Annotated in this window: 24 protein-coding genes and 1 rRNA gene; 15 read left to right on the top strand and 10 right to left on the bottom strand. The window is 42.0% G+C overall.

Annotated features, from left to right (window positions below):
- Positions 1-56: 56 nt before the first annotated feature.
- From ispE to E0D70_RS07645, 3 genes are read right to left on the bottom strand one after another with little or no spacing between them, the layout of a single operon-like run.
- On the bottom strand, positions 57-911 hold the full coding sequence (gene ispE, locus E0D70_RS07655; protein ID WP_240537022.1) for a 4-(cytidine 5'-diphospho)-2-C-methyl-D-erythritol kinase: 855 nt from the start codon (positions 909-911) through the stop codon (positions 57-59).
- Positions 912-916: 5 nt separating this feature from the next.
- Complete coding sequence (lolB, locus tag E0D70_RS07650; RefSeq protein ID WP_240537021.1) at positions 917-1,495, bottom strand: lipoprotein insertase outer membrane protein LolB; 579 nt, start codon at positions 1,493-1,495, stop codon at positions 917-919.
- Positions 1,495-3,285: a tetratricopeptide repeat protein gene (locus E0D70_RS07645; protein WP_165942883.1), complete on the bottom strand. Its 1,791-nt coding sequence runs from the start codon at positions 3,283-3,285 to the stop codon at positions 1,495-1,497. Before E0D70_RS07645 ends, lolB begins: the two co-directional genes overlap by 1 nt.
- Positions 3,286-3,509: 224 nt before the next feature.
- Between E0D70_RS07645 and hemA the strand changes: the two genes are divergently transcribed.
- The 3 genes from hemA to prmC are packed head-to-tail and all read left to right on the top strand — an operon-like array spanning position 3,510 to position 6,751.
- On the top strand, positions 3,510-4,778 hold the full coding sequence (gene hemA, locus E0D70_RS07640; RefSeq protein WP_133011688.1) for a glutamyl-tRNA reductase: 1,269 nt from the start codon (positions 3,510-3,512) through the stop codon (positions 4,776-4,778).
- 2 nt (positions 4,779-4,780) lie between these two features.
- Entirely contained in the window at positions 4,781-5,869 is a 1,089-nt protein-coding gene (prfA, locus tag E0D70_RS07635) for a peptide chain release factor 1 (RefSeq protein WP_133011687.1), read from the top strand.
- Positions 5,870-5,911: 42 nt separating this feature from the next.
- Complete coding sequence (prmC, locus tag E0D70_RS07630) at positions 5,912-6,751, top strand: peptide chain release factor N(5)-glutamine methyltransferase (RefSeq protein ID WP_133011686.1); 840 nt, start codon at positions 5,912-5,914, stop codon at positions 6,749-6,751.
- A gap of 48 nt (positions 6,752-6,799) precedes the next feature.
- Here the strand turns inward: prmC and yaaA are convergent, their stop codons facing one another.
- Positions 6,800-7,582, bottom strand: coding sequence for a peroxide stress protein YaaA (gene yaaA / locus E0D70_RS07625; protein WP_133011685.1), 783 nt, complete (start codon positions 7,580-7,582; stop codon positions 6,800-6,802).
- Positions 7,583-7,673: 91 nt separating this feature from the next.
- Here yaaA and E0D70_RS07620 point away from each other — a divergent pair, with 91 nt between their 5' ends.
- From E0D70_RS07620 to E0D70_RS07610, 3 genes are all read left to right on the top strand, one after another.
- Positions 7,674-7,859, top strand: a complete 186-nt coding sequence (locus E0D70_RS07620) for a hypothetical protein (protein WP_133011684.1) — start codon at positions 7,674-7,676, stop codon at positions 7,857-7,859.
- Between the two features lie 49 nt (positions 7,860-7,908).
- Positions 7,909-8,814: a hypothetical protein gene (locus E0D70_RS07615; protein ID WP_133011683.1), complete on the top strand. Its 906-nt coding sequence runs from the start codon at positions 7,909-7,911 to the stop codon at positions 8,812-8,814.
- A gap of 98 nt (positions 8,815-8,912) precedes the next feature.
- Positions 8,913-10,463: a methyl-accepting chemotaxis protein gene (locus tag E0D70_RS07610; protein WP_133011682.1), complete on the top strand. Its 1,551-nt coding sequence runs from the start codon at positions 8,913-8,915 to the stop codon at positions 10,461-10,463.
- A 101-nt stretch (positions 10,464-10,564) separates the two neighbouring features.
- On the opposite strand, the gene E0D70_RS07605 is transcribed toward E0D70_RS07610, so the two are convergent.
- Genes E0D70_RS07605 through hemC form a run of 4 tightly spaced genes read right to left on the bottom strand, consistent with a single transcriptional unit; the run spans position 10,565 to position 14,812 of the window.
- Entirely contained in the window at positions 10,565-11,803 is a 1,239-nt protein-coding gene (locus E0D70_RS07605; protein ID WP_133011681.1) for a heme biosynthesis HemY N-terminal domain-containing protein, read from the bottom strand.
- Complete coding sequence (locus E0D70_RS07600) at positions 11,800-13,101, bottom strand: uroporphyrinogen-III C-methyltransferase (RefSeq protein WP_133011680.1); 1,302 nt, start codon at positions 13,099-13,101, stop codon at positions 11,800-11,802. The genes E0D70_RS07605 and E0D70_RS07600 overlap by 4 nt, the downstream gene beginning before the upstream one ends.
- A complete protein-coding gene (locus tag E0D70_RS07595) occupies positions 13,085-13,855 on the bottom strand; it encodes a uroporphyrinogen-III synthase (protein WP_133011679.1) in 771 nt (256 codons plus the stop codon). The genes E0D70_RS07600 and E0D70_RS07595 overlap by 17 nt, the downstream gene beginning before the upstream one ends.
- A 33-nt stretch (positions 13,856-13,888) precedes the next feature.
- On the bottom strand, positions 13,889-14,812 hold the full coding sequence (gene hemC, locus E0D70_RS07590) for a hydroxymethylbilane synthase (RefSeq protein ID WP_133011678.1): 924 nt from the start codon (positions 14,810-14,812) through the stop codon (positions 13,889-13,891).
- A 160-nt stretch (positions 14,813-14,972) separates the two neighbouring features.
- Between hemC and argH the strand changes: the two genes are divergently transcribed.
- Complete coding sequence (gene argH / locus E0D70_RS07585; protein ID WP_133011677.1) at positions 14,973-16,373, top strand: argininosuccinate lyase; 1,401 nt, start codon at positions 14,973-14,975, stop codon at positions 16,371-16,373.
- Between the two features lie 49 nt (positions 16,374-16,422).
- Here argH and E0D70_RS07580 read toward each other — a convergent pair whose 3' ends face one another.
- Positions 16,423-17,223 (bottom strand): hypothetical protein, encoded by an 801-nt coding sequence (locus tag E0D70_RS07580; protein WP_133011676.1) that lies wholly within the window; start codon positions 17,221-17,223, stop codon positions 16,423-16,425.
- Between the two features lie 202 nt (positions 17,224-17,425).
- Here E0D70_RS07580 and lptM point away from each other — a divergent pair, with 202 nt between their 5' ends.
- The 6 genes from lptM (at position 17,426) to trxA (ending at position 21,462) form a co-directional block, all read left to right on the top strand.
- A complete protein-coding gene (gene lptM, locus E0D70_RS17780; RefSeq protein ID WP_133011675.1) occupies positions 17,426-17,545 on the top strand; it encodes an LPS translocon maturation chaperone LptM in 120 nt (39 codons plus the stop codon).
- Between the two features lie 10 nt (positions 17,546-17,555).
- A complete protein-coding gene (gene lysA / locus E0D70_RS07570) occupies positions 17,556-18,809 on the top strand; it encodes a diaminopimelate decarboxylase (protein ID WP_133011674.1) in 1,254 nt (417 codons plus the stop codon).
- A 10-nt stretch (positions 18,810-18,819) separates the two neighbouring features.
- On the top strand, positions 18,820-19,650 hold the full coding sequence (gene dapF / locus E0D70_RS07565) for a diaminopimelate epimerase (RefSeq protein ID WP_133011673.1): 831 nt from the start codon (positions 18,820-18,822) through the stop codon (positions 19,648-19,650).
- Between the two features lie 7 nt (positions 19,651-19,657).
- On the top strand, positions 19,658-20,323 hold the full coding sequence (locus E0D70_RS07560) for a DUF484 family protein (protein WP_133011672.1): 666 nt from the start codon (positions 19,658-19,660) through the stop codon (positions 20,321-20,323).
- Positions 20,320-21,033: an HAD family hydrolase gene (locus tag E0D70_RS07555; RefSeq protein ID WP_133011671.1), complete on the top strand. Its 714-nt coding sequence runs from the start codon at positions 20,320-20,322 to the stop codon at positions 21,031-21,033. The genes E0D70_RS07560 and E0D70_RS07555 overlap by 4 nt, the downstream gene beginning before the upstream one ends.
- 102 nt (positions 21,034-21,135) lie before the next feature.
- The gene (gene trxA, locus E0D70_RS07550) at positions 21,136-21,462 is read left to right on the top strand and encodes a thioredoxin TrxA (protein WP_133011670.1); all 327 of its coding nucleotides are present in this window, start codon (positions 21,136-21,138) and stop codon (positions 21,460-21,462) included.
- Positions 21,463-21,560: 98 nt separating this feature from the next.
- On the opposite strand, the gene E0D70_RS07545 is transcribed toward trxA, so the two are convergent.
- The gene (locus E0D70_RS07545) at positions 21,561-23,015 is read right to left on the bottom strand and encodes a peptidoglycan DD-metalloendopeptidase family protein (protein ID WP_133011669.1); all 1,455 of its coding nucleotides are present in this window, start codon (positions 23,013-23,015) and stop codon (positions 21,561-21,563) included.
- A 104-nt stretch (positions 23,016-23,119) separates the two neighbouring features.
- Here E0D70_RS07545 and tyrS point away from each other — a divergent pair, with 104 nt between their 5' ends.
- Positions 23,120-24,424, top strand: a complete 1,305-nt coding sequence (gene tyrS / locus E0D70_RS07540; protein WP_133011668.1) for a tyrosine--tRNA ligase — start codon at positions 23,120-23,122, stop codon at positions 24,422-24,424.
- A 418-nt stretch (positions 24,425-24,842) separates the two neighbouring features.
- Positions 24,843-24,914, top strand: a 16S ribosomal RNA gene (locus E0D70_RS07535); the annotation flags it as partial.

The following is a 24,914-nucleotide window of genomic DNA, read 5'->3' as shown; positions in this document are numbered from 1 at the left end:
TATTTTGAAACGATGAACATAGAACAGCTGGGTAGATTAGCGAGTAACTTGGCTAACTATCCCTTATTTTTCTCAATCCATTGGTTTAGCGCAGTGTGAGTTGGAGAGATGTTGCAGCCTCGACAAACCCAAGCTTGCCATTTCTCAGGTGTAGACGCTTTTAATTGCTCAGCGTCTTTCTGGTCATCAAATGCCAAAAACAGACAAGCTCCCGTTCCGGTCAATTTGGCATCCCCATGATTTTTAAGCCATAAGTACGCTTCATTTACTTCAGAATTGTGCTTTATCACCACGTCTAAACAATCATTGTGCCCACCCAGCTCTAAGGCGTGCGATATTTTGATGGGAGGGGTGTCTCTTGTCAAATGTTTATCGGTAAATATTTGAACAGTGGATACGTGGCAATTGGGTTTTATGATTAAAAAATAAGGTGTCTCTAATTGAATGGGTTGGAGTCTTTCGCCAACACCTTCTGCAAAAGCAGATTCCCCCATAACAAAGACGGGGACGTCTGCACCTAATTGAAGACCTATTTCAGCGAGTTTCTCCAAGGGTAAATCACAATGCCATAGCGTATTAAGTGCCAATAAAGTGGTCGCGGCGTTAGAGCTACCGCCACCAATTCCTCCCCCCATAGGTAGTTGTTTTTCTAACACAATATCAACCCCAAAGCATAAGTTTTGGCGATAAGGCATTAGTAGTTTTGCCGCTTTAAAGATAAGGTTCTCTTCAAGGGGCAGCTCAGCTATTTCTGGTGATATGCTGATACGATCTTCTTCGTTTATCACGAACTCTAGCGTGTCGCAGAAATCGGTGAGTTGAAAAAGAGTTTGCAAATTATGATAGCCGTCATCACGTCGACCTGTAATATGCAAAAAAAGATTTAATTTCGCCGGAGAGGGGAGTTTCATGCGATTTACTGAATAGTCCATTGGGTAATAATTAGATTAACTCGATAAGGCGGGTGAGATATCTGCATTTTTTGTGGCAGAGATAAGCCTCGAATGTCTGAAAATCTTTCGTAAGAAATGCTCCAACCATCTTGAGTTATTTGACTCGGAAGGTCGCTTTTGAATTGTTTGGTGATTTTGTAGGGAGTATTTGGGTACGGCAACCCTCGTATCCAATAGGCGACTTGGCGTACAGGAAAGCGCCAGCCTAGGCGTTGTTTCAGTAGCTGTTCAGCATCAGAACCTTCTATTTTTTTACCTTCATAGGCTAATACGACTCGGCCTTCCTTATTTTTGCTAAGCTCGGTGCTTCCTTGTCCGAATGGGCCGTATATTCTTAGGTCGAATGTATTTGGTGTGTGGCTCCAGCTAAAATTACCAGATACCGCGTCTTGTTCTGTTCTAATGCCAACACGACCTTGCGCAGCCCATTTTTGAATAGCATTAACGCTAGAGGGTGGAGGTGTTTGTATTTGCGGTTGGCTAGAGCAGGCCGCCAACAACATCGTAAATAGCGCTAAGAGGACGAAACGGAAGAGCATCATTAATTATCCTTAATTTCTGATTGGTTGTTCTCTAATAGAGAAGGATGTAACCGTTTAATTGTTTCTAATAATAAAGTATTGTTTGGATTGTTACTAAGCGCTTCTTTCCAAATATCAATGGCTTGCTGATTGGCTTTTTGTTGCCATAAAACTTCACCATAGTGAGCACCAATTTCAGCATCGTTTAATATATCCCAAGCTTTTTTGAGATAAAAGGACGCTCTTGATAGCTTATCCTGTAAGAAAAACCCCCAGCCTAAACTATCAACGATCGCTGGATCCTCTGGGTCTTGTTGGTAGGCTTTTTCTATGTAGCTCATTGCCTTCGTTGTATCGTGAGTGTGTGTTAGAAGCGTATAGCCTAGAGCATTCAAGTATTGAGTGTTTTGTGGGCTTTTATGCAGCAAGAATTTCAGTTCGACAATCGTATTTTTCCAGTTTCCCATTGTGTCTTCAAGTAGTGCTTTACGATAGCGTAATGCATCTGATTGAGGGTAGATTTGTAGTGTTTTTCTTAATAGCTCTAATGATAGGTCGTTGTGTTTCTTTTCTTCGTGCAAACGGCAAATGGCAGTGACAACTTCTGGAATGTGCTCTCTAGAGGTGCGTTGTAATACCATGTTGTTAATTTGTTTTTCTTGGTCTTCGTCATAGAGCCAAAGTGCTATTTGGTTAGTTGCGTGGGTGTTTAATATGCCAGTAACCTTGTTCATTTCTTTAATTGCTTGGCCTTTTTTACCAAGGTCGGATAAAGCATTGGCAATTAAATAATGGATTTGACCTTCAAAGCCATATTGTTTTTCTGGTAACTGGTTCAATGTTGATAATGCTGCACCAGGGTATCCGTTGGAAAGTAGGGTGTTGCTAAAGTTGATACCAGCTTGAATGCGATCCACGTGGTTTAGTTTGGCTTCTTTATACGTTTTAGACGCTTTGTCCAATTGTTTTGATTGCACTAAAAATTCTAGCAAAGGGGTTAATAGTCGAGTGCTTTGTGGAAAACGGGCGCGGCCTTTTTCGATTGAAGAAATGGCTGTGTTTTTATTCCCGAGCTGGTCTTGGCTATAAGCTAGAATCAGAAAAAGCGGTTCTGTGTCGGTGGTGTTTTTATTTGCTAATAACTCGCTGCTTGTTTGTATCGCCGATTGATAGTTGCCTGAACTAAATTGGACGCGAGCATCGCTGGCTTTAATGAAGAGGTTTTTGTGGTCCTCATTAGGGAGCTGCTTTAAGGTAGCGGCTACTGTATTCATTAAGTCGTTGTTGCGGATGTTTTTATCGATAAAAAGAGGTAGAAACTTAATAGATATCCCTTTTTTGAGCGCTGTTACGATAACCGCTGATGCATCATTAGGGCGATTTGATTGCATTAGCATTTGCAGTTTTAGAGCGTAGGCTTGTTCGTCGTTTGGAGAAATGGAAATCAGCAGATCTGTACTTTTCTCAATGTTGGTATTATTTTGGCTGGCAACCGCAATGTGAACGAGTCTTTCTGCTAGCGCTTTATCTTTGGTTTTTTGAGTAATTTTATAAAATGGCAAAAAAGCTTGGCTAGGGCCTTCTCTTTGCAGTGAAAACTCGGCTTCAAGTAGTTCTTTGATTTGGTCATCTGGATACGTGGTGGCAAGAGTACTTGTATTATCCTGCTCTTTTGGCGTATCACTGGATTGATGCACTGAGCTGCAACCAAATAAAGTAAAGGAGCTCGCAATAAGAATGAATGTAGCGACTAGCCTTACTTTAGACAATTTAGTGCGTGCACAGATAAAGGTGTGCAAATAAGGAGGCATGTGTGTTCTCGATGCTAAATTCATATAACCCTTATGGTATCGTTAACCGATAGGTTGTGTCAGCCACAACTATAAACTAATCCTATTACTTTTATTGATCCTATGGGGTGCGAAAATAAGCTAATTTCTCGTATAATGTGTCCTCTTTATGTAAAGAGCCGTGCTGGAATGCTTATTCCTTTTCTCCTTGTGCTGTGATCCCGATCCTTGAAAAGAGTTTCTTAATGCCGCTAATTACCGTGGGTGTCAACCATAAAACAGCCCCTGTAGGGATTCGTGAACGAGTCGCCTTTGCTCCTGAAAAAATGGTGGAGGCTTTGTCTTCTCTGGTTTCTGATCAAAAAGCCAATGAAGCAGTCATCGTATCTACATGTAATCGTACAGAGCTATATTGTTCCATTGATAATGTAGAAGATGCGAATGAGATTATTCGCTGGCTTGGTAATTACCATGGGCTGGACTTTGATGATCTCAAGCAATATTGCTACACACATTTAAACGATGACAGCGTGCGCCATATCATGCGGGTTGCTTCTGGTTTGGATTCTTTGATCTTAGGAGAGCCTCAAATTTTAGGGCAGGTTAAATCAGCCTATGCGGTTTCTCAAGAAGGGGCTTGTATTGGCCCTGACTTACAATCTCTTTTTCAACGAACGTTTTCTATTGCTAAGCGTGTACGAACCGATACCGCGATTGGTGAAAACCCAGTATCGATCGCTTTTGCCGCGGTGAGTTTAGCGCAACGCATTTTCGCAGATATTAAAAAAAATACGGCATTATTGATAGGTGCAGGACAAACGATAGAGTTAGTCGCTAGACATCTTAAAGAGCAGGGTGTTAAGCGAATTATTATTGCTAATAGAACGTTAGCTCGTGCTGAAACATTGGCTAATGATCTGAATGCTGAAGCGATTATGTTAGGTGACATAGGCGATTATCTTGCTGAAGCGGACATCGTTATTTCATCGACGGCGAGCCAATTACCGATTATCGGCAAGGGAATGGTGGAGCGTGCCTCATCCAAACGCCGCCATAAACCAATGTTGCTTATTGATATTGCTGTGCCTAGGGATATTGAGCCAGAAGTAGAAGAGGTGAAAGATATTTACCTCTATACGGTCGACGACTTGCATTCTGTGATTGAAGAAAATGTCAGAGCAAGGCAAGATGCAGCCAAAGCGGCTGAGTTGATCATTGAAGAAGGGGTCGATTCTTACCGACGAATTGTGGAATCGCGTAAAGTATCGGATTTGATTGTTGACTATCGACATACTGCTGAAGATATCAAAAATATTGAACTGGTCAAGGCGCTGAAAAGTTTAGAGTCTGGCCACTCGCCAGAGCAAGTGATTAACAAGCTTGCTCATGGTCTTATGAATAAATTGATCCATGCTCCGACTCGCTACCTACGAGATGCCGGAGCCGATGCAGATCAAGACGCATTAACCATTGCCGCAAATGTTTTGGGCATTTATGAAGATAAAGATAATTAAAAATGAAAGATTCAATAAAATTAAAATTAGAAAGCTTGTCTGATCGTTACGATGAACTTGCTGTGCAGTTAAGTGAAGCTGAAGTTATTATGGATCAGGATTTATTTCGTTCTTACTCAAAAGAGTATGCGGAATTAGAGCCGGTTGTAAAATGCTTTAATGAGTATCAGCAAGTCGCTGATAACATTGAAGAGGCAGAGCTGATGATGACAGATTCCGACCCTGATATTAAAGAGATGGGTGTGGAAGAAATGAAAGCTGGTCAGCAACAGCAAGAAGCATTGCAGTTGGTTCTACAAAAACTGTTATTGCCCAAAGATCCTAACGATTCGCGCAACGTTTTCTTGGAGGTTCGTGCTGGAACGGGTGGCGATGAAGCGTCGATTTTCTCTGGTGATTTGTTTCGTATGTATTCACGCTATGCGGAAACGCAACGTTGGAAAGTTGAAATTGTCAGTGCGAACGAGGGCGACCATGGCGGCTATAAAGAAGTCATTGCAAGAATCGTTGGTGACGGCGCTTATTCAAAGCTTAAATTCGAATCGGGCGTACACCGAGTGCAACGTGTGCCTGCGACAGAATCACAAGGCCGTATTCATACTTCAGCTTGTACCGTAGCGGTTATGCCTGAAATGGACGAAGTTGCTGATATCATCATTAATAAAGGTGATTTACGTGTTGATACTTTCCGTGCTTCTGGTGCGGGTGGTCAGCACGTTAACAAAACAGATTCAGCCATTCGTTTGACCCATATTCCGACCGGTGTGGTTGTTGAGTGTCAGGAAGAGCGTTCGCAGCATAAAAACCGTGCTAAAGCGATGTCGTTGTTGGCGTCTCGTTTGTTGGCGGCAGAGCAAGAAAAAGCGGCAAGCGAGCAATCCGAAGAGCGTAAGTCTCTCGTCGGTAGTGGTGATCGCTCTGAACGAATTCGTACTTATAATTACCCACAAGGCCGTGTTACCGATCATCGTATCAATTTGACACTGTACAAGTTGGATGAAATTGTGGCTGGGGAATTGAATGTTTTGGTCAATCCTCTTGTTAATGAATTCCAAGCGGAGCAATTAGCTGCGTTGAGTTCAGACAGTTAATCGGCTTGTTATATTGGTCGACAGATAGGGTTTATATCGCACATGCGAATTGATGAATTACTAAAAGGCGCTTACGAGCGCCTTACTTTTGTTTCTGATACCGCACAACTGGATGCTCAGCTTTTGCTTGCGCATGTTTTGGGTGTGACGACCGCTTATTTCTACACCTGGCCTGATAAAATAGTGGCAGATGAGCATCTTGCTGAATTTGAAAGGTTAATTTGTCGGCGAGAGCAGGGCGAGCCGATTGCTTATATTATTAAGCATCAGGCTTTCTGGACACTGGATCTGGAAGTGGCCAGTTGTACCTTGATTCCGCGAGCAGATACTGAGCGTTTGGTGGAAGTTGCATTAGATTTGATTGATGTGAGTCGAGCTAACCAAATTTTAGATTTAGGTACTGGGACTGGAGCAATTGCGCTTGCGTTAGCATCAGAAAGCCCAAGCTCGACGGTCATCGGAGTCGATTTGATTGACGATGCCGTGGCGTTGGCTAAGCGCAATGCGGTTATCAACCAATTAGATGTAGAATTTATACAGAGCAGTTGGTTTGATCAATTAGATAGTGAAAAAACATTTGATCTCATTGTGTCTAATCCGCCTTATATTGATCCAGACGACATGCATTTGTCTCAAGGTGATGTGCGCTTTGAGCCTAAAAGTGCATTAGTTTCAGAGCAACATGGTCTCGCTGATATTTTGCATATCATTAACACCGCGCCAATGTATTTATCAAAAGATGCTTTTTTAGTCTTCGAACATGGCTATGATCAAGGGGAAGCTGTGCGTCAGGCTTTTCTTGAAAAAAATTACACCAAGGTGGAAACCTATCAAGACCTAGGTGGAAATGATCGAATTACTCAAGGTTGTCGGCCAATATAATCGGCCTTGATCTACATGGAGTTAAATGCCTCCATGCAGATCAAGGTTTTATTTTTGCGGCTGAGCGCTTTCTGGGCGAATAAAAATAGGTGTGTTTTCAGAGGAGCGCTCTGCATCGTAACGATAGCCCGCAAGATCAAATTGTTTTAATTCTTCTAGTGTTTCACAGCGGTTTTCAATCAGGTAACGAGTCATTAATCCTCGTGCTTTTTTCGCATAAAAGCTAATTACCTTAAACTGGCCATTTTTTTCATCTAGAAAATTAGGGCTAATTAGTGTGGTTTTGAGTTGTTTTACATTAACGGCTTTAAAATATTCATTAGAGGCAAGGTTGACGAGTAGCTCATTATCGTTTAATTCGCTGTTTAGCGAATCAACTATAATGTTGCCCCAAAATTGATACAGGTTTGATCCTTTAGGGTTTTCAAGTCTTGTGCCCATTTCTAAGCGATAGGCTTGCATGAGATCTAATGGCTTTAATACGCCATACAAACCGCTAAGGATTCTAAGGTGTTGTTGGGCATAGGCAATGTCGTTGTCTTTTAGTGAATAAGCATCAAGTCCGGTATAAACATCTCCCATAAATGTGTATATGGCTGGGCGGCTATTGTGGGTTGTATGGTTTTTCTCCCAGGCTTGATAGCGTTCGACATTGAGTGTCGATAGCTTGTCACTTAGTTTCATCAGAGACGCAACCTGTGCTGGAGTGTATGGCTTAATCGTATTGATAAGCTGCTGCGATTGCTCTAAAAATTGAGGTTGGCTGAATTCAGTGACACTCGGAGAGGATGTCATGTCTAGCGTTTTTGCTGGTGATATTAAAAATTTCATAGGGATTCCATTGGCTCTATTATTGCGTTTGTTAAAGATTATCCATAGAGTGTCGATAGATATCTAGAGGGCGAACCAATAGAGAAAGGTTATGAATGATAATCTGATATTATTTCCGAAAATAGAAAGAGTAGAAAGTACTAATTCAAAAAAATCCGCGTCAAGCCTTGAGCTTAAGGAATTGCGTGATGCTTTTGATCGAGCTCGCGAAAGCTGGCCTATCGAAATTGCTGAATTGCCAGAAGCAAATAAGATATACTCTCATAGTAAAAAATAATCATTTCAGCTTTCTATTTGAAAGTTCATATCTCAAGGATGTAAGTTACATGTTTGCTTTCCTCATTCGCCACTCTCTATTGTTTATGTTTTTGGCGGCTATTCTAGGTTTTTTGCTCCCTTCTTTGTCGCTCACTATCTTTCCATTTCTTTCCTATGTTTTGTTCTCTCTTATGACGTTAACATTGCTTGGTATTAAGCAAAATGCGTTAATCCTTAGGTTAAGAGATAAAAAGATTTGGGGATATGCGTTATTACACGCGGTATTTTACATGCTTTTTATCGGTGCTATTGGTTGGCTTTTTTCTGCTAATGCGTCACTTCAGTTGGCGATGGTTTCTGTTGCTGCGACAGGGTCATTGTTTGCAACGCCTGCTATTGTTAGGGCGCTTGGCTTTGACAGCGTCGAGGCGATGGCAATGACGATAGCTACTACGCTTTTTCTACCAGTCGTTATTTTTATAACGTTACTTTTTTATCAAGGCGATAGCGTTCACCTTGATCTTGTTTCGTATTTTTTACGATTAGTCATATTTGTTTTCGGGCCGATGGCTTTTTCTTTTGTCGTGCATACTTTTGCGCCCCGAGAAGCGCTCGATCGTATGTTGCTGAAAATTTCGCCTTATACTATTTTGCTCGTATTTGTTTTTCCTTTCGGACTAATTGGAAGTTTTAGGGTTCTTTATAATACAGATCCAATGGCCGCTCTTAATTATCTTCTTATAGCGACTGGCTTATGTGTGCTTTTCTTCTTTGTCTCGCTTGCTATGTATTGGCGTAGCGGAAAAGAAATGGCGCTTATTGCCGCCATTACTTCAGGTAATCGAAATGTTCTACTAACTTACAGTATCGCAGGTGCTTTATTGGGGCCTGCATTCCTTCCTCTTGCGGGAGCGTTGCAGCTGCCAACCTCTCTTCTTCCGATAATGACTCGTTGGTTAAATAAGAGGTTGTAGTTGTTTTTTTAATATTAATAACGTCTTTCAGAAACTAGAAAACTAGTGATAAGAAATATCTTATCAAATAATAGCCATGTCTTAGGGAAAGGCGTTCTATGCGTAAAAATCTTCACACCACTGATAATGAAAGAACTTTTGATGCAAAGGAAAAGCTTATTTCTACAACAGATTTAAGTGGTCGAATCTTGCATTGTAATAAAGCGTTTGTGGCAATTAGTGGTTTTGATTATGAAGAATTGATTGGTAGTCCACATAATATAATTCGCCATCCGGATATGCCGAAAGAAGCATTTTCTATTATGTGGGAGCATCTCAAGCAAGGTAAACCTTGGATGGGCTTGGTTAAAAATCGTTGTAAAAACGGTGATTTTTATTGGGTTGATGCTTATATGACTCCGGTGACAGAGAATGGCAAAGTCATTGGGTATGAGTCCGTTCGTACGGTTCCAGCCCGATCTGATGTTAAAAGAGCAGATAAACTTTATACGCGCATTAATGCGGGTAAAAAAATTACGTCAAGTGGTGCTTTTTCTAAGCTAATACTCTTGCTATTACTGGGCATGGTATTTGGCGCTACTGCTTGGAAAATGGGCGGTATGGCTTATGGTTTAGGCGCTTTACTGGCTTTCAGTCTATTGGGTAATGCCTTGTCGTTATTCAGTAAAAATCAGCAAGAACGCTCTCTGAAAGAAAAGTTAGCAACAGCTTTCATGCATCCTTTAGCGGCGATGAGCTATTCAGATAGTGGATTAGCGACAGGAATATTGGAAGTAGGAATAAAAAGCCAGCAGGCTCGATTAGAAACGGTATTGACCAGAATAGAAGATGAATCATCCAAGGTGTCGGAAAAGTCTACTATTGGTTTGTCTTTGACGGTTGAGTCAACGGAGAAAATGACTCGACAGCAGACTGAAACACAAGATGTTGCAGCGGCTATGCATCAAATGACAATGACGATCAACGATGTGTCATCACATGTACAAAATACCGCTGATAGTGCTAAATCCTCTTTAGTTTCTGCGCAAGAAGGCCGTATATTTATTGAGCAGACGAGACATTCTATAGAAGAATTGAGCGTTACGGTAAATGAGATTAGTGAGACCGTAGTTGATTTGTCGAATCAATCAGAGAAAATTGCTCAAGTTGCACAGATGATTGACCAAATTGCTGAGCAGACAAACTTGCTGGCCCTAAACGCAGCCATTGAAGCTGCCCGCGCAGGAGAGCATGGTCGCGGTTTTGCTGTTGTTGCCGATGAAGTTAGGCAGCTTGCTCAGCGAACTCAGGGTTCTACAAAAGAAATTCATCAAATAATTGAAACCTTACGTAGCGGTGCTCAGCGCTCGGTAGACACGGCTAATCAAGGCAAGCTAGATGCTGAGACGGGTGTTAAGCAAATGCTAGAAGCGGAGTCTACATTGCAGTCGATTGTTTCTGGTGTTGATACTATTGCTGATATGGCAACGCAAATGGCGGCAGCGGTTGAAGAGCAAGCTCATGTTTCTGAAGATATTAATTCGCAAATAGTCCGAATTTCGGATCTGGCGACGGACAGTTTATCTAAAGCTAATATGTCCAGTGATAGCATTCGTGAATTACAAGCAGTGTCATTAGAGTTGCATGAACTTGTCGTGCGTTTCAGATAAATTGCTTAAGCAGGCTATTTAGAAAAAAGACCGTTACTAATTAATTAGTAACGGTCTTTTTTTGAGTCTCATTATTAGGAAACAATAACATGGTGCCTAAATTAATGTTCTTGAGGAAGTGGTAGTGTTTTCAGTCGATTACTCGCTTGGTTAAGACTGACCATCACAATATCCTGACTTGCTTTCGTGTCCCCCATTGCTTTGAGTAGACGGCTTAGCTCAGCAAGGGCCTCATTTTGGCTGTCTAATGAGAAAGCTTGCTCGTAGTAATCTTTGGCTTTTCCCCAAAGGCGAAGCGATTGGCTCAAGCGCCCACATACAAGTAATAAATTGGCGCTACTGGTTTCTTTTTTAAGCCAGTTTTCACAGTTAGCTAACAGTTTTTTTGCCGCTAGTTCGCGTAGGTTTCCATATTCATAAATTAAGTCATTTGACCATTTTTTGTTTAAACTATGGCGAATAAAGCTTTCTGCTTTTTCCTCATCTTTAAAGCTAATAAGTGTTTGAGCATACAGTTGTCGCATATGGTCATCTTGAGAAAGCGTATCTAGTTTATTCCATAATTTTTCTACATCAGTGACAAGTTCTTTATTGCTTTCACCTAGTTTGTTGCGGAAGGTTATCTTATTTAATAAAGCCAAAAACGCATTTTTCTCCAATTCAAGCATGTTGTCGTTATCGAAAATGCCTTCTTTTTTGAGTGTTGGAGTGAGTTCGAGCAATGCATCCCAGTCTTTCAGTTTGGTATAAACGGCAACTAACATTTTTAAGATTTGTCTGTGCTTTGGTTTTAATTTTTGTAAACGAATTAAAGAAGCGAGAGCACCTTCATAATGCCCTTGCCTCATTTGTATCTGACTTTGTGCGAAGCCAATGGCAAATTCAGCCTCGGGTGAGGATTTGTGTGCTGTTCTTAATAAGGCTTTAGAGCGTTCGTGTTCGTCTTGTTCATTAGCTGCATAAGCGGCACCAATGTAGTTTATCAGGGGATAAGCGACATTGTTTGCACTGTTTGTTAATAGCTTCTCAGCTTTACGCCAGTTACCTCCGACCAGCTCAAGCATGCCTCGAATTGTGTTTTTTGTGGCGCGTTTACTGGCCAAATTATCTGTAATCCTAGACAGGGAGTTGCTCGGTCTAAGAATAATGAAAAGAATGCGTTTCACCCAACTTAATACGAATAGGGCAACAATCAAAGCGGCAACTAACACCCATACGCTGGTTTCAATGGTGACACCGTTGTATGCAATTAAGACATAACCACTGTCTTGTCGCATTAGCAATCCTAGTACGCCACCAATTGCCATCACGATGACCAGAATAAAGAGAAGCTTTCTCATGCTTGTTCTCCTGCAGCTTTGTCTTCAGTGATTTTTTTATCAGATTCACCTGAAAGTGGTACGACTTTATCTTTTGCCGATTGCTTTGTGCTCTCTTGTGGAGGCTTATTCAAGGTAGAGGGGGTTGTATCTGGCGTTGAATCAGCTTTTGGAATAGAGCGGGTATTCCATTCTTTCATAAGTTTTTTCATGGCATTGAGAGAGTCTCTGGGTATAGGAAGCTCTGGAGCCGGATTAACTTGTTGTAATGAGGTTAAGCTGGTCATGAAGGCAATGACGCTTTGAGATCGAGTATCAAAATGTTCGGTGATGGCATTGGCAACCCGAGATAATGCTTTTTGATAGATAGATGTTTCGCCTTTCACCATAGCAACTTGGGCGACATCAATTTGTAATTGTAGCCCAGTGACTAACTCTTGATATTCGGCTGGTGGTAATAGCGTTTTAATCGGTTTGTGATTGTAGTTTATAACAACAAGGGACTTAATAGAGTCCCATATTTTTGCCAGTGTGCTACTTACTTCGGCAGTCGTTTGTTTTAATTTGCTTTGCTGCTCTTTTTTATTGGCTTCTAACCATTTTTCAGAAGGTTCGCGTTGCGGCAGCTGGCTTACTTGGTCGTAAAGCGCGCCTAATTGTAAGTAGCGTCCTTCTACATCAAAGTGTGTGGTTGATTTTAGTGCTTGGATATCACGCGCAATGGCTTTTCTTGCATCAAAGAAGAGAGGGTCTTGCAGTTCAGCAAGAATACTGTCGGCATTGCTTAATAATGCTTCGGCACCATTAAGGTCAGATTCAAGCAGTAGTCTTTGATTGGCTAAGCGAACAAGGTATTCCACTTCTGCTAGTTTCCAGTCTTCTTTGCTCGCACTGTTTATTTGGCGCATGCGATTTTCAAGCGAAATCAACTGGTTCTGCTGTGTGGTTTGTTGAGCTTGTAGCGATCTTGTTTGTTGTTTGGTGTTTTGCTCTGATTTAGCAACTTGATCGGAAAGTTTCGTGAGCTGATTGTAGGTATTATTGTGTGCGTTAAGTTCTGAATTAAAATTATCTTGCTGATTTTTTAAGGCGGTTAACTTGGCTTGAGTATTATTTTGCTCACTTTGATAAAACAACCAACCCGCAGCGCCTAAAGCAATCAAAGAAATAACGAGTGAAGTGGCGATTAATGTTTTGTTAAGGGCGGCAGGGTCTTTCGTTCCAGCAGAGTTCTTTTTTGACGGCTCTGATGTGTCTTTTTTAAATTCTTCGTCAATCGCCGTTTTAGGTTCTGAGGCTTTCTTATTGATCTCTATCATTCTTGTGTCCTGTGTGAAATTCCGTCGCCGTTATAAGACTCGCGTCATCTGCGCCATTCGCGCAAATCGCATTCTGCCACCCCATATCCTTTGCCAATCTGTTCACTCTTTCGCTTGGCGTTAGAATTAACAGTGATTTATGGCTGGGCTTATATTGTTCTATGTAACTATTTAAGTTTATTAAACTTTCGCCACTGGTTGTCCATATTAGGTCAATATCAGGTAGTAATGCGAAGGTTTGAGCCTGATAAACCGGCTTTTTTCGTTCATAAAGGGAAAGATAGCGTACTTGTGCGCCTCTTTGCTCTAATTGATTGCCTAATTCTGGTCGTCCCCCTTCCCCGCGAACTATTAAAACTTTCATTCCTCTCATTTTTGCAGGCTTTAGCCATTTCAAAAGTGCTTCGCTTGTATGGCCAGGGTTGGCGATAGCGGGAATGTTTTCTTTAATTAATTCTTCGGTTGTGCCTTGCCCGATTCCGATCCAATGAGTGTCAATAGGCAGCATCGGCCAGCAATTATAAATCCATTCTGCCGCTGCTCTAGCCGCATTTTTACTGACGAATATCACGTACTGATATTCGTCAATATTGAAAACATGTGAGCGAATGGCGGCGACTTTCCTTGTGTCGTTAATAGGTACTATATCTAGCATTGGAAGAGCAATGCCATGAAAACCTTGCCGAATTACTCTTTCGCAGCTAAGTGCGTTTTCAGGTTCAGGTCGGGTGATTAGAATGTTTAATTTACTCACCAAGGTTAGTTGCCTTTATTCGCTATTTTGTTATTAATGGTAAATAGAGGCTAGGATAATGTCAGCGCCACGTTTTAGTAAATCATCTGCGAGTTGAACGCCTAAATGCTTAGCGTCATCTTTATGACCAGTGATTTCGCCTTCAATGATGGTTTTTCCATCTGGGCTGCCAACTAAGCCGCGCACAAATAACTGGTCGCCATCTAATGTAGCAAAGCAAGCAATAGGGGCTTGGCAACCGCCATTTAAGCGTTCATTGATCGCGCGTTCCGCGGTGACTCGAATCGCAGTTTCTTCATGTTGAAGAGGCTCAAGCAATGTTAAAAGTTCTAAATCATCAGAACGACACTCAATCCCCATGGCTCCTTGGCCGCCAGCAGGTAAGCTGATGCTGTCAGGAATTCTTAGTTTGATGCGATCTTGCATCTCTAGTCGCAATAGCCCCGCAGTCGCTAGAATGATGGCATCGTATTCGCCGTTATCTAGTTTTCGTAGTCGAGTATTGACGTTGCCACGAAGGTCTTTCACTACAAGGTCCGGTCTTTTCATGCGTAACTGGCTAGATCGTCTCAGGCTGGAGGTGCCAACGACACTGCCAAGAGGCAGTTCATCTATTGAACTGAAATTATTAGATACAAATGCATCTGTAGGGTCTTCTCGTTCGCAGATAACCGCAAGGCCAAGGCCTTCAGGGAATGCCATAGGAACGTCTTTCATCGAATGAACGGCGATATCTGCGCGACCATCCAGTAAGGCGGTTTCGAGCTCTTTTACGAACAGACCTTTTCCTCCAATTTTGGAAAGAGGCGAGTCTAAAATTTGATCGCCTTTGGTCGTCATACCAAGTAGCTCAACCTTGATCTCTGGGTAGAGTGATTCTAATTGGGCTTTGACGTTATTGGCTTGCCATAGGGCGAGTTGGCTTTCACGCGTAGCAATCACAATTTTCTCTTTCACAGATACTCCTAGTAAGACTTCGGAAGAAAAAGTATTCTTCGTTGATATATAAGCTTAATCATACTCGTTAAGAGTAGGGGCGTCATCCTTCTGTGCTTTATATGTATGGGCGCTTGAGGTACTCTTGGCAGCTGTTTGAATTTGTGTGGGAACCGATTGAATGACTGATACTAATAAAACCACGAACCAGCAATGGGGTGGTCGTTTTTCTGAGCCTGTTGATGCTTTTGTAGCACGTTTTACGGCTTCTGTTGAGTTTGATCAACGAATGGCCAAACAAGATATTCAAGGATCAATTGCCCATGGCAAAATGCTGGCTAGTGTTGGCGTTTTGACGGAAGAAGAGCGTGATCAGATTATTCAAGGTTTGACTGAAATCGAAGAAGAAATCGCACGCGGTGAATTTGCTTGGTCGATTGAATTAGAAGATGTTCATATGAACATTGAAGCTCGATTGACTCAAAAAATTGGCATTACTGGTAAGAAACTTCATACCGGTCGTTCACGTAATGACCAAGTCGCAACGGACATTCGTTTGTACCTGCGTGATGAAGTGGATTTCTTGCTAGAAGAAGTAACTCGTCTGCAGCAGGGTATTTTGAGTTTGGCTGAAAAAGAAGCTAATACTATTATGCCAGGCTTTACGCACTTACAAACGGCTCAACCTGTGACTTTTGGTCATCATTTGATGGCGTGGTACGAAATGATGCAGCGTGATTACGAGCGTCTAGTTGATTGTCGTAAACGTATTAATATTTTGCCATTGGGTGCCGCGGCACTGGCCGGTACTACGTATCCAATCGATCGTAATATGACAGCGGAATTGTTAGGTTTTGAGCGCCCAACCTATAATTCATTAGACTCGGTTAGTGACCGTGACTTTGCTATCGAATTTACCTCAGCAGCTTCCATTATCATGATGCACATGTCTCGTTGGGCAGAAGAAATGGTGATGTGGGCATCTGCGCAGTTTAATTTTATTTATCTACCAGATCGTTTTTGTACTGGTTCGTCGATTATGCCGCAAAAGAAAAATCCTGATGTACCAGAGTTAGTGCGTGGTAAAACAGGTCGTGTTTATGGTCACCTAATGGGGTTATTAACATTAATGAAATCTCAGTGTTTGGCGTACAACAAAGACAACCAAGAAGACAAAGAGCCGCTGTTTGATACTGTTGATACATTACGAGGGTCGTTACGTGCTTTCGCGGACATGATTCCAGCCATTGAGTCTCGTAAAGACAACATGTATGAAGCTGCGCGTCGTGGTTTCTCCACAGCAACTGATTTAGCGGATTATTTGGTTCGTAAAGGCGCTGCTTTTCGTGATGCTCATGAAGTGGTAGGTAAGGCGGTTGGTTATGGCGTGAAAGAAGGTAAAGACCTTTCTGAAATGACCCTGCAAGAACTGAAAAGCTTTGGCGAGATGATAGAGCAAGATGTTTTTGATGTATTAACGCTAGAGGGGTCAGTGGCCGCTCGAGATCATATTGGTGGAACCGCTCCCGCTCAAGTCATTAAAGCGGTAACTCGCGCTAAGCAGGAATTAGCCGTGCGCTAATTATTGTTTCCTAGAGTGAGTAATTAAAACGGCGCATTAGGCGCCGTTTTTATTTTTCTAGGGTAAAGGGTGAGTCAGGCCCAAGTAACTCATTGGTTAACATACTTGGGCTGATATTTAGCTCAAAGTTAAAAGATTTACTCTTCAAGCCACAGCCATCAAAAACAATAGCCCAGCCGCTGTTGGTTCTATTGTTACTTGAGTTCTTGGGCATTCGCCAGCAAACCCCTTTTATATTGACATAACGTGTGCCGTCAGCGTCCTCAGTGATTGGGTAACTGGTTTCTCTTTTTGTCCCTTTTAAATAGTCTTTTTGGGCTTGTTTAGAGGCGGCTATTTTTTTCTGTAGTTCTTTAGAGAAAATTTTCTCGGTCACTTCTTCATCAACATCTGGAGAAAGCGAAATTTTGGATAAATCTAACACCGATGATTTCGTTGATACATCGCCATGATTTTGCTGTGCGTTGTCATGATCTAATAGCGAATCATCTGTAACCTTGGTAGTTGATTGCGATTGAAGGTCATTTGAGGTGACATGGTTATCGCTTGGTTGAGTGTTGAAAAAATGGTCTTTCTCATCCTGTGTCTTGGTGTTTTTAGGAGGAGCCTCTGGAGTTCTTGTTTCTAAAGGTGTTTCGTTCGTTACTTCTGGCGTTGTTGAGGGGGGTGTTTGTTCTTTTGAGGCAACAAGTGTGATTTCTAACTTTGGGGTTGTTGCTGTGCTTTTACTGTCTTTAGTCGCAAACCAGCCTGCTGAGTAGATTGAGGCGATAGCAATAGCGTGCAGGGCAAGTGCGAAAATAAGTGCAATTACCCAAGCAGGGATGTGCTGTTTGCTTTTTTGAATCAAAGCGGTTGCCCAATTGCGATTGAAAATAACGAACCCCTGTCTAAATATTCATCTTTCTATAAATTGACGCAAATATAGTAAATTCAAGCCCTGAGTGGTTATATTATTAGTAAAGAATATTGCTATTAATAGTGCACGAGGGTTGGGAAACGCTTAGCCTACCAGTATACTGTTGTCATCAAAAATTGAAGAGATTAAGACGATGTTCAAATGGCTTACAGTACTTATCCTAGCTACGTTTCTTATAGCGTGTGGTAATAAAGGCGCGCTTTATTTGCCGACTGATAAGACTGTGTCACAACAAGAATCGTCTACTAATTGAGGATACCCCTTTGGACTTTTTTAATTATTCAAACCAGATGTTGCAAGCTGAAAATGTCGCATTGTCTGATGTTGCAAAACAATACGGAACCCCTTGTTATGTCTACTCTCGAGCAACCTTAGAGCGACATTATACGGCTTATTCGGAAGCGTTTTCATCCCACCCAACGTTGATTTGTTATGCTGTGAAAGCGTGTTCGAATATTGCTATTTTGAATGTGCTTGCTCGATTAGGTTCGGGTTTCGATATTGTTTCTATCGGCGAATTGGAGCGCGTACTTAAAGCTGGCGGAGATCCAGCCAAAGTCATGTTCTCTGGTTTAGGGAAACAAGCGGTAGAAATGCGTAGAGCGTTGGAAGTGGGTATCCACTGTTTCAATGTGGAATCTGAGGCTGAATTGTATCGGTTGGATCAAGTCGCTGGCGAAATGGGTAAAATTGCGCCCGTGTCACTGCGTGTAAATCCAGATGTGGATGCAAAAACACACCCGTATATCTCGACCGGTTTGAAAGAAAATAAATTTGGTATCGATATTCAAGATGCGGTTCGCATCTATCAAATTGCTCACAAATTACCAAACTTAAACGTCATGGGTGTGGATTGTCACATCGGCTCTCAATTGACAGAATTGAAACCTTTCCTCGACACCTTTGATCGTTTAATTGGTTTGGTAGATCAGTTGGCGGGCGTTGGCATTGAGATTAAGCACCTTGATTTAGGGGGCGGTTTAGGCGTGCGTTATCGTGATGAAGTGCCGCCGGAGCCTGCTGAGTATGCCAAGCTTATTTTAGAAAAAGTAAAGGGTCGTAATGTTACTTTAGCATTTGAGCCAGGCCGCTCTATTGCAGCGAATGCTGGTATCTTATTGACTCAAGTTGAATTTTTAAAATGCACGCCACACAAGAATTTTGCGATCATTGATGGTGCTATGAATGACTTAATTCGCCCTTCTTTGTACGGTGCTTGGATGAATATTGTGCCTGTTTCTCTTACGCCGACATCGGAAGGCGTTCGTACCTATGATTTGGTAGGCCCTATTTGCGAGACTGGGGATTTTTTAGGTAAAGATCGAGAGTTGGATATTCAGTCAGGTGATTTATTGGCAGTGCGCTCTGCTGGTGCTTATGGTTTTACCATGTCTTCAAATTATAATAGTCGCAACCGTGCGGCTGAAATAATGGTAGATGGCGATAAAACGTATCTTATACGCGCTCGTGAAACGATAGAGCATCAATTAGCCGGCGAGCAAGTATTGCCCGACTAAGGAGCCTATTGTGTTATTAAAATTTACAAAAATGCATGGTCTCGGTAATGATTTTATTGTTGTTGATGCCGTGTCTCGAAAAGTGTTTTTTAACCAAAAACAAATACAGCGGTTAAGCGATCGTAACTTTGGTATCGGTTTTGACCAATTATTAATGGTGGAGCCGCCAACCAATCCAGATATGGATTTTCGCTATCGTATTTATAATGCGGACGGGTCTGAAGTTGAGCATTGTGGTAATGGTGCGCGTTGCTTTGCGAAATTTGTGTTGGATCGCGAACTAACGAATAAACGCGTTATTAACGTTGAAACGAAAGGCGGCCCAATTCAGCTTCGCGTTGTGGATGGCGGGTTGGTAACCGTTGATATGGGAATGCCGCGTTTTGAGCCTAAGGATTTGCCTTTTATCGCAGAACCTTCTGCCGCGTTATATCCGCTTAGTGCTGGTGGTCAAGATTATGAAATCACGCCGGTTTCTGTTGGCAATCCGCATGCTGTGTTACGAGTTGATGCATTGCAAGACGATGAAGTTTTAACGGTAGGTGCGCTGATAGAGTGTCATGAAAGGTTTCCTAAGAAGGTCAATGTTGGCTTTATGCAGGTGCTAAACGAAGGCGAAATTAACCTTCGTGTTTATGAACGTGGTGCAGGTGAAACTAAAGCTTGTGGTACCGGTGCTTGTGCGGCTGTAGTCGCTGGCATTAAGCAAGGTTGGTTAGGTCATAAGGTGACAGCGCATTTGCGCGGTGGCGATTTACATATTGAATGGCAAGGTGAGGGTCACCCCATTCTTATGACAGGTCCTGCAGAGAAAGTTTTTGAAGGACAGATCTACCTATAGAGGTGTTATGAACGAAGCGGACGTTATTCAGTATTTATCAAATAAACCGGATTTTTTTGTGAAAAATCCTGAGTTGTTGGAAAGCTTAACGCTTCCGCATCCAGTTCATGGCAACACAATTTCTTTGCTTGAATATCAAGTCAATTTATTAAGAAAATCTACGGTTGGCTATCGTCAGGAATTTGAACGTTTAGTCGAGGTGGCTCGTGAAAATGAGACCATCATGCAAAAAACTCGACGACTTATTCTGGCTGGTTTGAAGTGTGCTACGTTGGATGAGTTCGCCGTGATAGTTGACGATATGGTAAGAGATGATTTTGCTGCTTCTCATCATGTTTTTTTGCTCTTTGGTGATAATCATGGGTCTTCTATTCGAGGCTGCTCAACAGAGGATGTGTCAAAATATCTTACTAATGCTTCTCGAATGAAAAAATCAGCTTGTGGTACTTTATCAAAAAAAGCATTGGCTTATTTGTTTCAAGAAGAGGCCGCGAGTATTCGTTCCCACGCCGTGCTTCCAATGATTCACCTTCATGGTGATAAAAAATATACGGCTGGATTGTTAGTTCTTGGGGCAGAGTCGGAAAAAATCTTCTCTAAAGAAAGAGAGACCTTGTTCCTAGAATACACGGCAGAATTACTAAGTGTATTAATTCAAAGGTTGTCATCATGAAAAAAGTAGTCGCTTTCGACCTAGATAACACATTATGGGATGTTGATCCTGTGATCGTGAGAGCAGAATACGCTATGGAGTCTTGGTTTGAGGCGCGCTTCCCTGGCTTTAATTCGCGTTACCCATTTGCGGTACGACAAGATATTCGAAAAGTGCTAATTGATGAACAGCCTTCTTTGCTGGCCAATATTTCAGCGGCTCGCTATGAAGTATATAAAAACACCTTGAAGCAGTTTGGGTTGCCGACAGAAGAAGCGGATTCGGTGGCTCAAGCTGCGCTGTCTTATTTTTCTGAATGGCGTCAAAAAGTCGATTTGTACCCGCATGTGAAAGAAGTGCTTGAACGTCTTCAGTCTGACTATTCGCTGATTGCGATTACCAATGGCAATGCGGATGTATTTCATCCTTATGTTGGTATTGGGCAGTATTTCGATTTCGCGATTCGTGCCGATCAAGTAGGTGTTGCTAAGCCAGACAGCAGGCTGTTTTCGATGGCCGCAGAGAGGGCGGGTGTCTCGGTAGAACATATGGTTCACATTGGCGATCATCCTATTGATGATGTTGCAGGAGCTGCTAGAGCAGGAATTAAAAGTATTTGGTTTAACCGGCACGGTGCTCGACGCTGGGATGATCAATGGTCCTTGCGCTCAGATTCTGAAGTACATTCTATATTGGAGTTGCCTGAAGCAGTGCGTTCGCTGCTGTTATAGTGTTTTTCTATTGCCTTAGTAGATGGAACTTATTTTTACCCAAATAGTTTAGTGTTACACTAGGCTCATTCATTAGTTAAAACCGATTTTAAGGAAAATATTATGAGTGATAAAATAGCTCACATTAGCGATGCTCAATTTTCAGAAGAAGTACTGAATTCTGATGTACCTGTTATTGTTGATTTTTGGGCACCTTGGTGTGGACCTTGTAAAATGATTGCACCAGTATTGGAAGATATTGCTTCTGAATTTGAAGGCCGAGTTAAAGTGGTTAAGTTAAATGTTGACGAAAACACTGAAACAGCGCCAAAGTACAATGTTCGTGGTATTCCAACGCTATTAGTTGTGAAGGGCGGAGAAGTGGTTGCTACTAAAGTAGGCGCTGTATCTAAGTCTCAACTAACTGAATTCGTAAACGGCGCTATCTAATATTAGTCGCTCTGTTTATATGAAAAAGCAGCCTGATGGCTGCTTTTTTTTGTCTACTATTTATGTACCTAACGATAGTCTGCCTTATTTACGGACTATCAATCTTTAAGTAGGGCTAATCTTTGTGAAAACTCTGCAGAGTTGGAGTTCGTCAAATCCGCAACCACACCTTGAGCATAAGGTAGGTATTTCTTTAAGTCTGCTTTCGGCATTGGATCGTCATTGGGTAGCTTCACGGTTACAGGGTTTTTATGGACGCCATTTACTCTGAACTCGTAATGAAGGTGTGGCCCTGTTGCCCAGCCGGTTTGCCCAACATAGGCAACAATGCTCCCTTGGTTCACTTTTTTACCCTTACGCATGCCACGCGCAAAGCCGCGTAGGTGGGCATATAGGGTTTGATAGCCTTTCCCGTGATTGATAATAAGTACATTGCCGTAACCATTTTGTTTGCCTGCAAAAGAGACTTTGCCATCTCCTGCTGCTTTAACGGGTGTGCCGCTGGCTGCGGCATAGTCTACGCCACGATGAGGGCGACTGGTTTTGAATATTGGGTGCAGTCGGTTCGGATTGAACTTGGATGATATTCGAGTGAAGTCTACAGGTGTTCGGATGAATGCTTTGCGCATTGCGAGGCCATCAGGGGTGTAATAGCTCGCTCCCTTTTTCGTCTCGTAGCGAATAGCCTGAAAAGTACGGCCGTTATTAATGAACTGTGCGGCAAGGATTTTTCCATTAGCAATTTTTTCACCATCTAAAAACTTCTCTTCGTATAGAAGGCTAAAGCGATCGCCTTTACGAATATCGAGAGCGAAATCGATGTCCCAGCCAAAGATATTTGCCAGCTCAATGAGAAGGGGTTGATCAATATTTGCGTTCATACCATCCACAAATAAAGAGTTATTGATTACCGCTTCTTTGTAAGTTTGAGAAATATCCGGCGTTCGGCTGGTTTCACCACGCTCGAATTGATCGTCTTTGCGTTCGAAATTGATGCTTTGTAGTCGATTTAGCACCAGACTTAAATGTTGGAGTGAGCCAGATGGTTGCTTTATTGCAAACTCAAGGTGTTGTCCTGGTCTCATGCGTAACAAGCTTTTTTGCTTTTTATCAGCGCTGGATACCTTGTAAATATCGTTGGCAGATATTTTGTAGCTAGACAGTACTTTAGAAAGGGAGTCGCCTTCTTTAATTTGTACTGAGTGTTTCTCTAGAGTGAATGTTGGGCTCGGATTAATGGGTGATGATTGTTTTGAGCTTGTTGTATCTTGATGAGAGTCACCACTATTATTTGATTTATTATCAATAACATAGGCTGAGCCATTATCAGAAAGCGAACTGTCGGTAGCCTGAGTATTGACGCTACTTAATGAGGACGAGTCGCTCTTAAATAAAGTCAGTTCAGATTCCTTAATAACTTGTGGCGTTATTGTTAAGGAAATGTGCTGCGTGTCTTTTGATGCGTCTGTTGGAAAAGCAAAAAACACAATTGCTAGAAAGGCACAGACAATGCCGATCAGTAAAAGATGCTTCGCTGGTATAAGTTTAAACAAAATGAGTACCCAAAATTCTTTATTAAAGCCTTATAATCGTACCAACATTACTTTTATAATTGAATGCTTTAATCAAACTAACTCTCAGGAAATGGATCTAACAAATGACAGTAAGCAGTAACGACCTTTTAAAAGACTTACAGGCTCGTGGTCTAATCGCCCAAATGACGGCAGAAGAAGAGCTTAAATCTCATCTAGCTGGTGGAAGTCGTACGCTTTATTGTGGTTTTGATCCAACTGCAGATAGTCTGCATTTAGGGCATCTTGTTCCTTTGCTTGTGCTAAAGCGTTTTCAAGATGCGGGGCATAACCCTATAGCTCTAGTCGGTGGCGCAACAGGTTTAATTGGTGATCCAAGCTTTAAAGCCGCAGAGCGTCAGTTGAATACCTCTGATGTAGTGGCAGATTGGGCGGAAAAAATCCGTGGTCAAGTCAGTCAGTTCGTAAAATTTGATGATGTGCCAAACCCAGCAAAGGTGGTGAATAACCTTGATTGGGCAGGTGAAATGAGCATGCTAGATTTCCTGCGTGACATTGGTAAGCACTTTTCAGTTAATGCCATGATCAACAAAGAATCAGTACAGCAGCGTCTTAATAGAGAAGGTGCTGGTATTTCATTCACTGAGTTCTCGTATGCTTTGTTACAAGGTATGGACTTTGCTGAATTAAATCGCGCTTACGATTGTACGATTCAGGTAGGTGGTAGCGATCAATGGGGAAATATTGTTGGTGGGATCGATTTGTCACGCCGTCAGAATAAGTCACAAGCATTCGGCTTGACGGTTCCTCTAGTAACAAAGTCTGATGGTACTAAGTTCGGTAAAACAGAATCCGGTGCGGTTTGGTTGGATTCAGCCAAAACCAGTCAGTACGCTTTCTATCAATTTTGGATGAATACATCAGACGCAGATGTTTATAAATTCCTCAAATTCTTTACTTTCTTAAGCCTTGAAGATATTGAAACGATTGAAAAGGCGGACCAAGAAAGTACAGGTAAACCTGAAGGGCAATCAATTCTTGCGCGCGAAGCTACAAAATTGGTTCATGGTGAAGATGGGTTGCAAGCTGCAGAGCGTATTACCAAAGCTTTGTTTAGTGGTCAGGCTGATGATCTAAGTGAACAAGATTTAGAGCAAATTCAGTTGGATGGTTTACCAAGTAGCTCATTGCAAGGGGTTGACCTAGCCGCTACGCCATTAACTTCTTTATTGGCTGATGCTGGATTGGCAGCAAGTGGCAAACAAGTAAAAGATGCATTGCAGCGTAATTCGGTTGTAGTTAACGGGCAAGCACAAGGCCTAGATAACAATATGGACGCGGCGAGTATCTTTGCAGCAGAAAACGGATACTACAATAAGTACTTCCTAGTGAAGCTAGGCAAGAAAAAGCATCATCTTTTTGTTCTTTAATAGGATGTTCACTTAGGTTACAAAAAAGGCGCTTCGGCGTCTTTTTTAATATGTGGTTAGATTTTTTAACAAACTATCAAAAAACTTTAAAAAAGCCCTTGCGCTAGAATTTTTACGATGTATTATACGCACCCACTGACACGGACAACGACGCAAACAACAGTTTGCAACTTAGCTTGCTAAGTAAGTCGACCGACACGTCAGACGCTCTTTAAAATAGATAATCAGATAATTTGTGTGGGCGCTCATTGGAGTCTTCAGAAGATCATCGCCGTTCGGTTTACCGGAAGGTAGTTGGTCAAAAAAATTGAAGTCTTACGAGAGTCTACACGGCAATCGCTTTATGTTGATTTGTTGCTTAGGCAATGGATCGATTAAGTTATAGTTAGTGTAATACGATTTGAGTGAGCAAGTTCTTTAACTGAAGAGTTTGATCATGGCTCAGATTGAACGCTGGCGGCAGGCTTAACACATGCAAGTCGAGCGGAAA

This window comes from Marinomonas flavescens (assembly GCF_004352835.1).
Classification (GTDB): domain Bacteria; phylum Pseudomonadota; class Gammaproteobacteria; order Pseudomonadales; family Marinomonadaceae; genus Marinomonas; species Marinomonas flavescens.
Note: the sequence above shows the minus strand (reverse complement) of the source record. Positions and strands in the feature narration are given on the sequence as shown.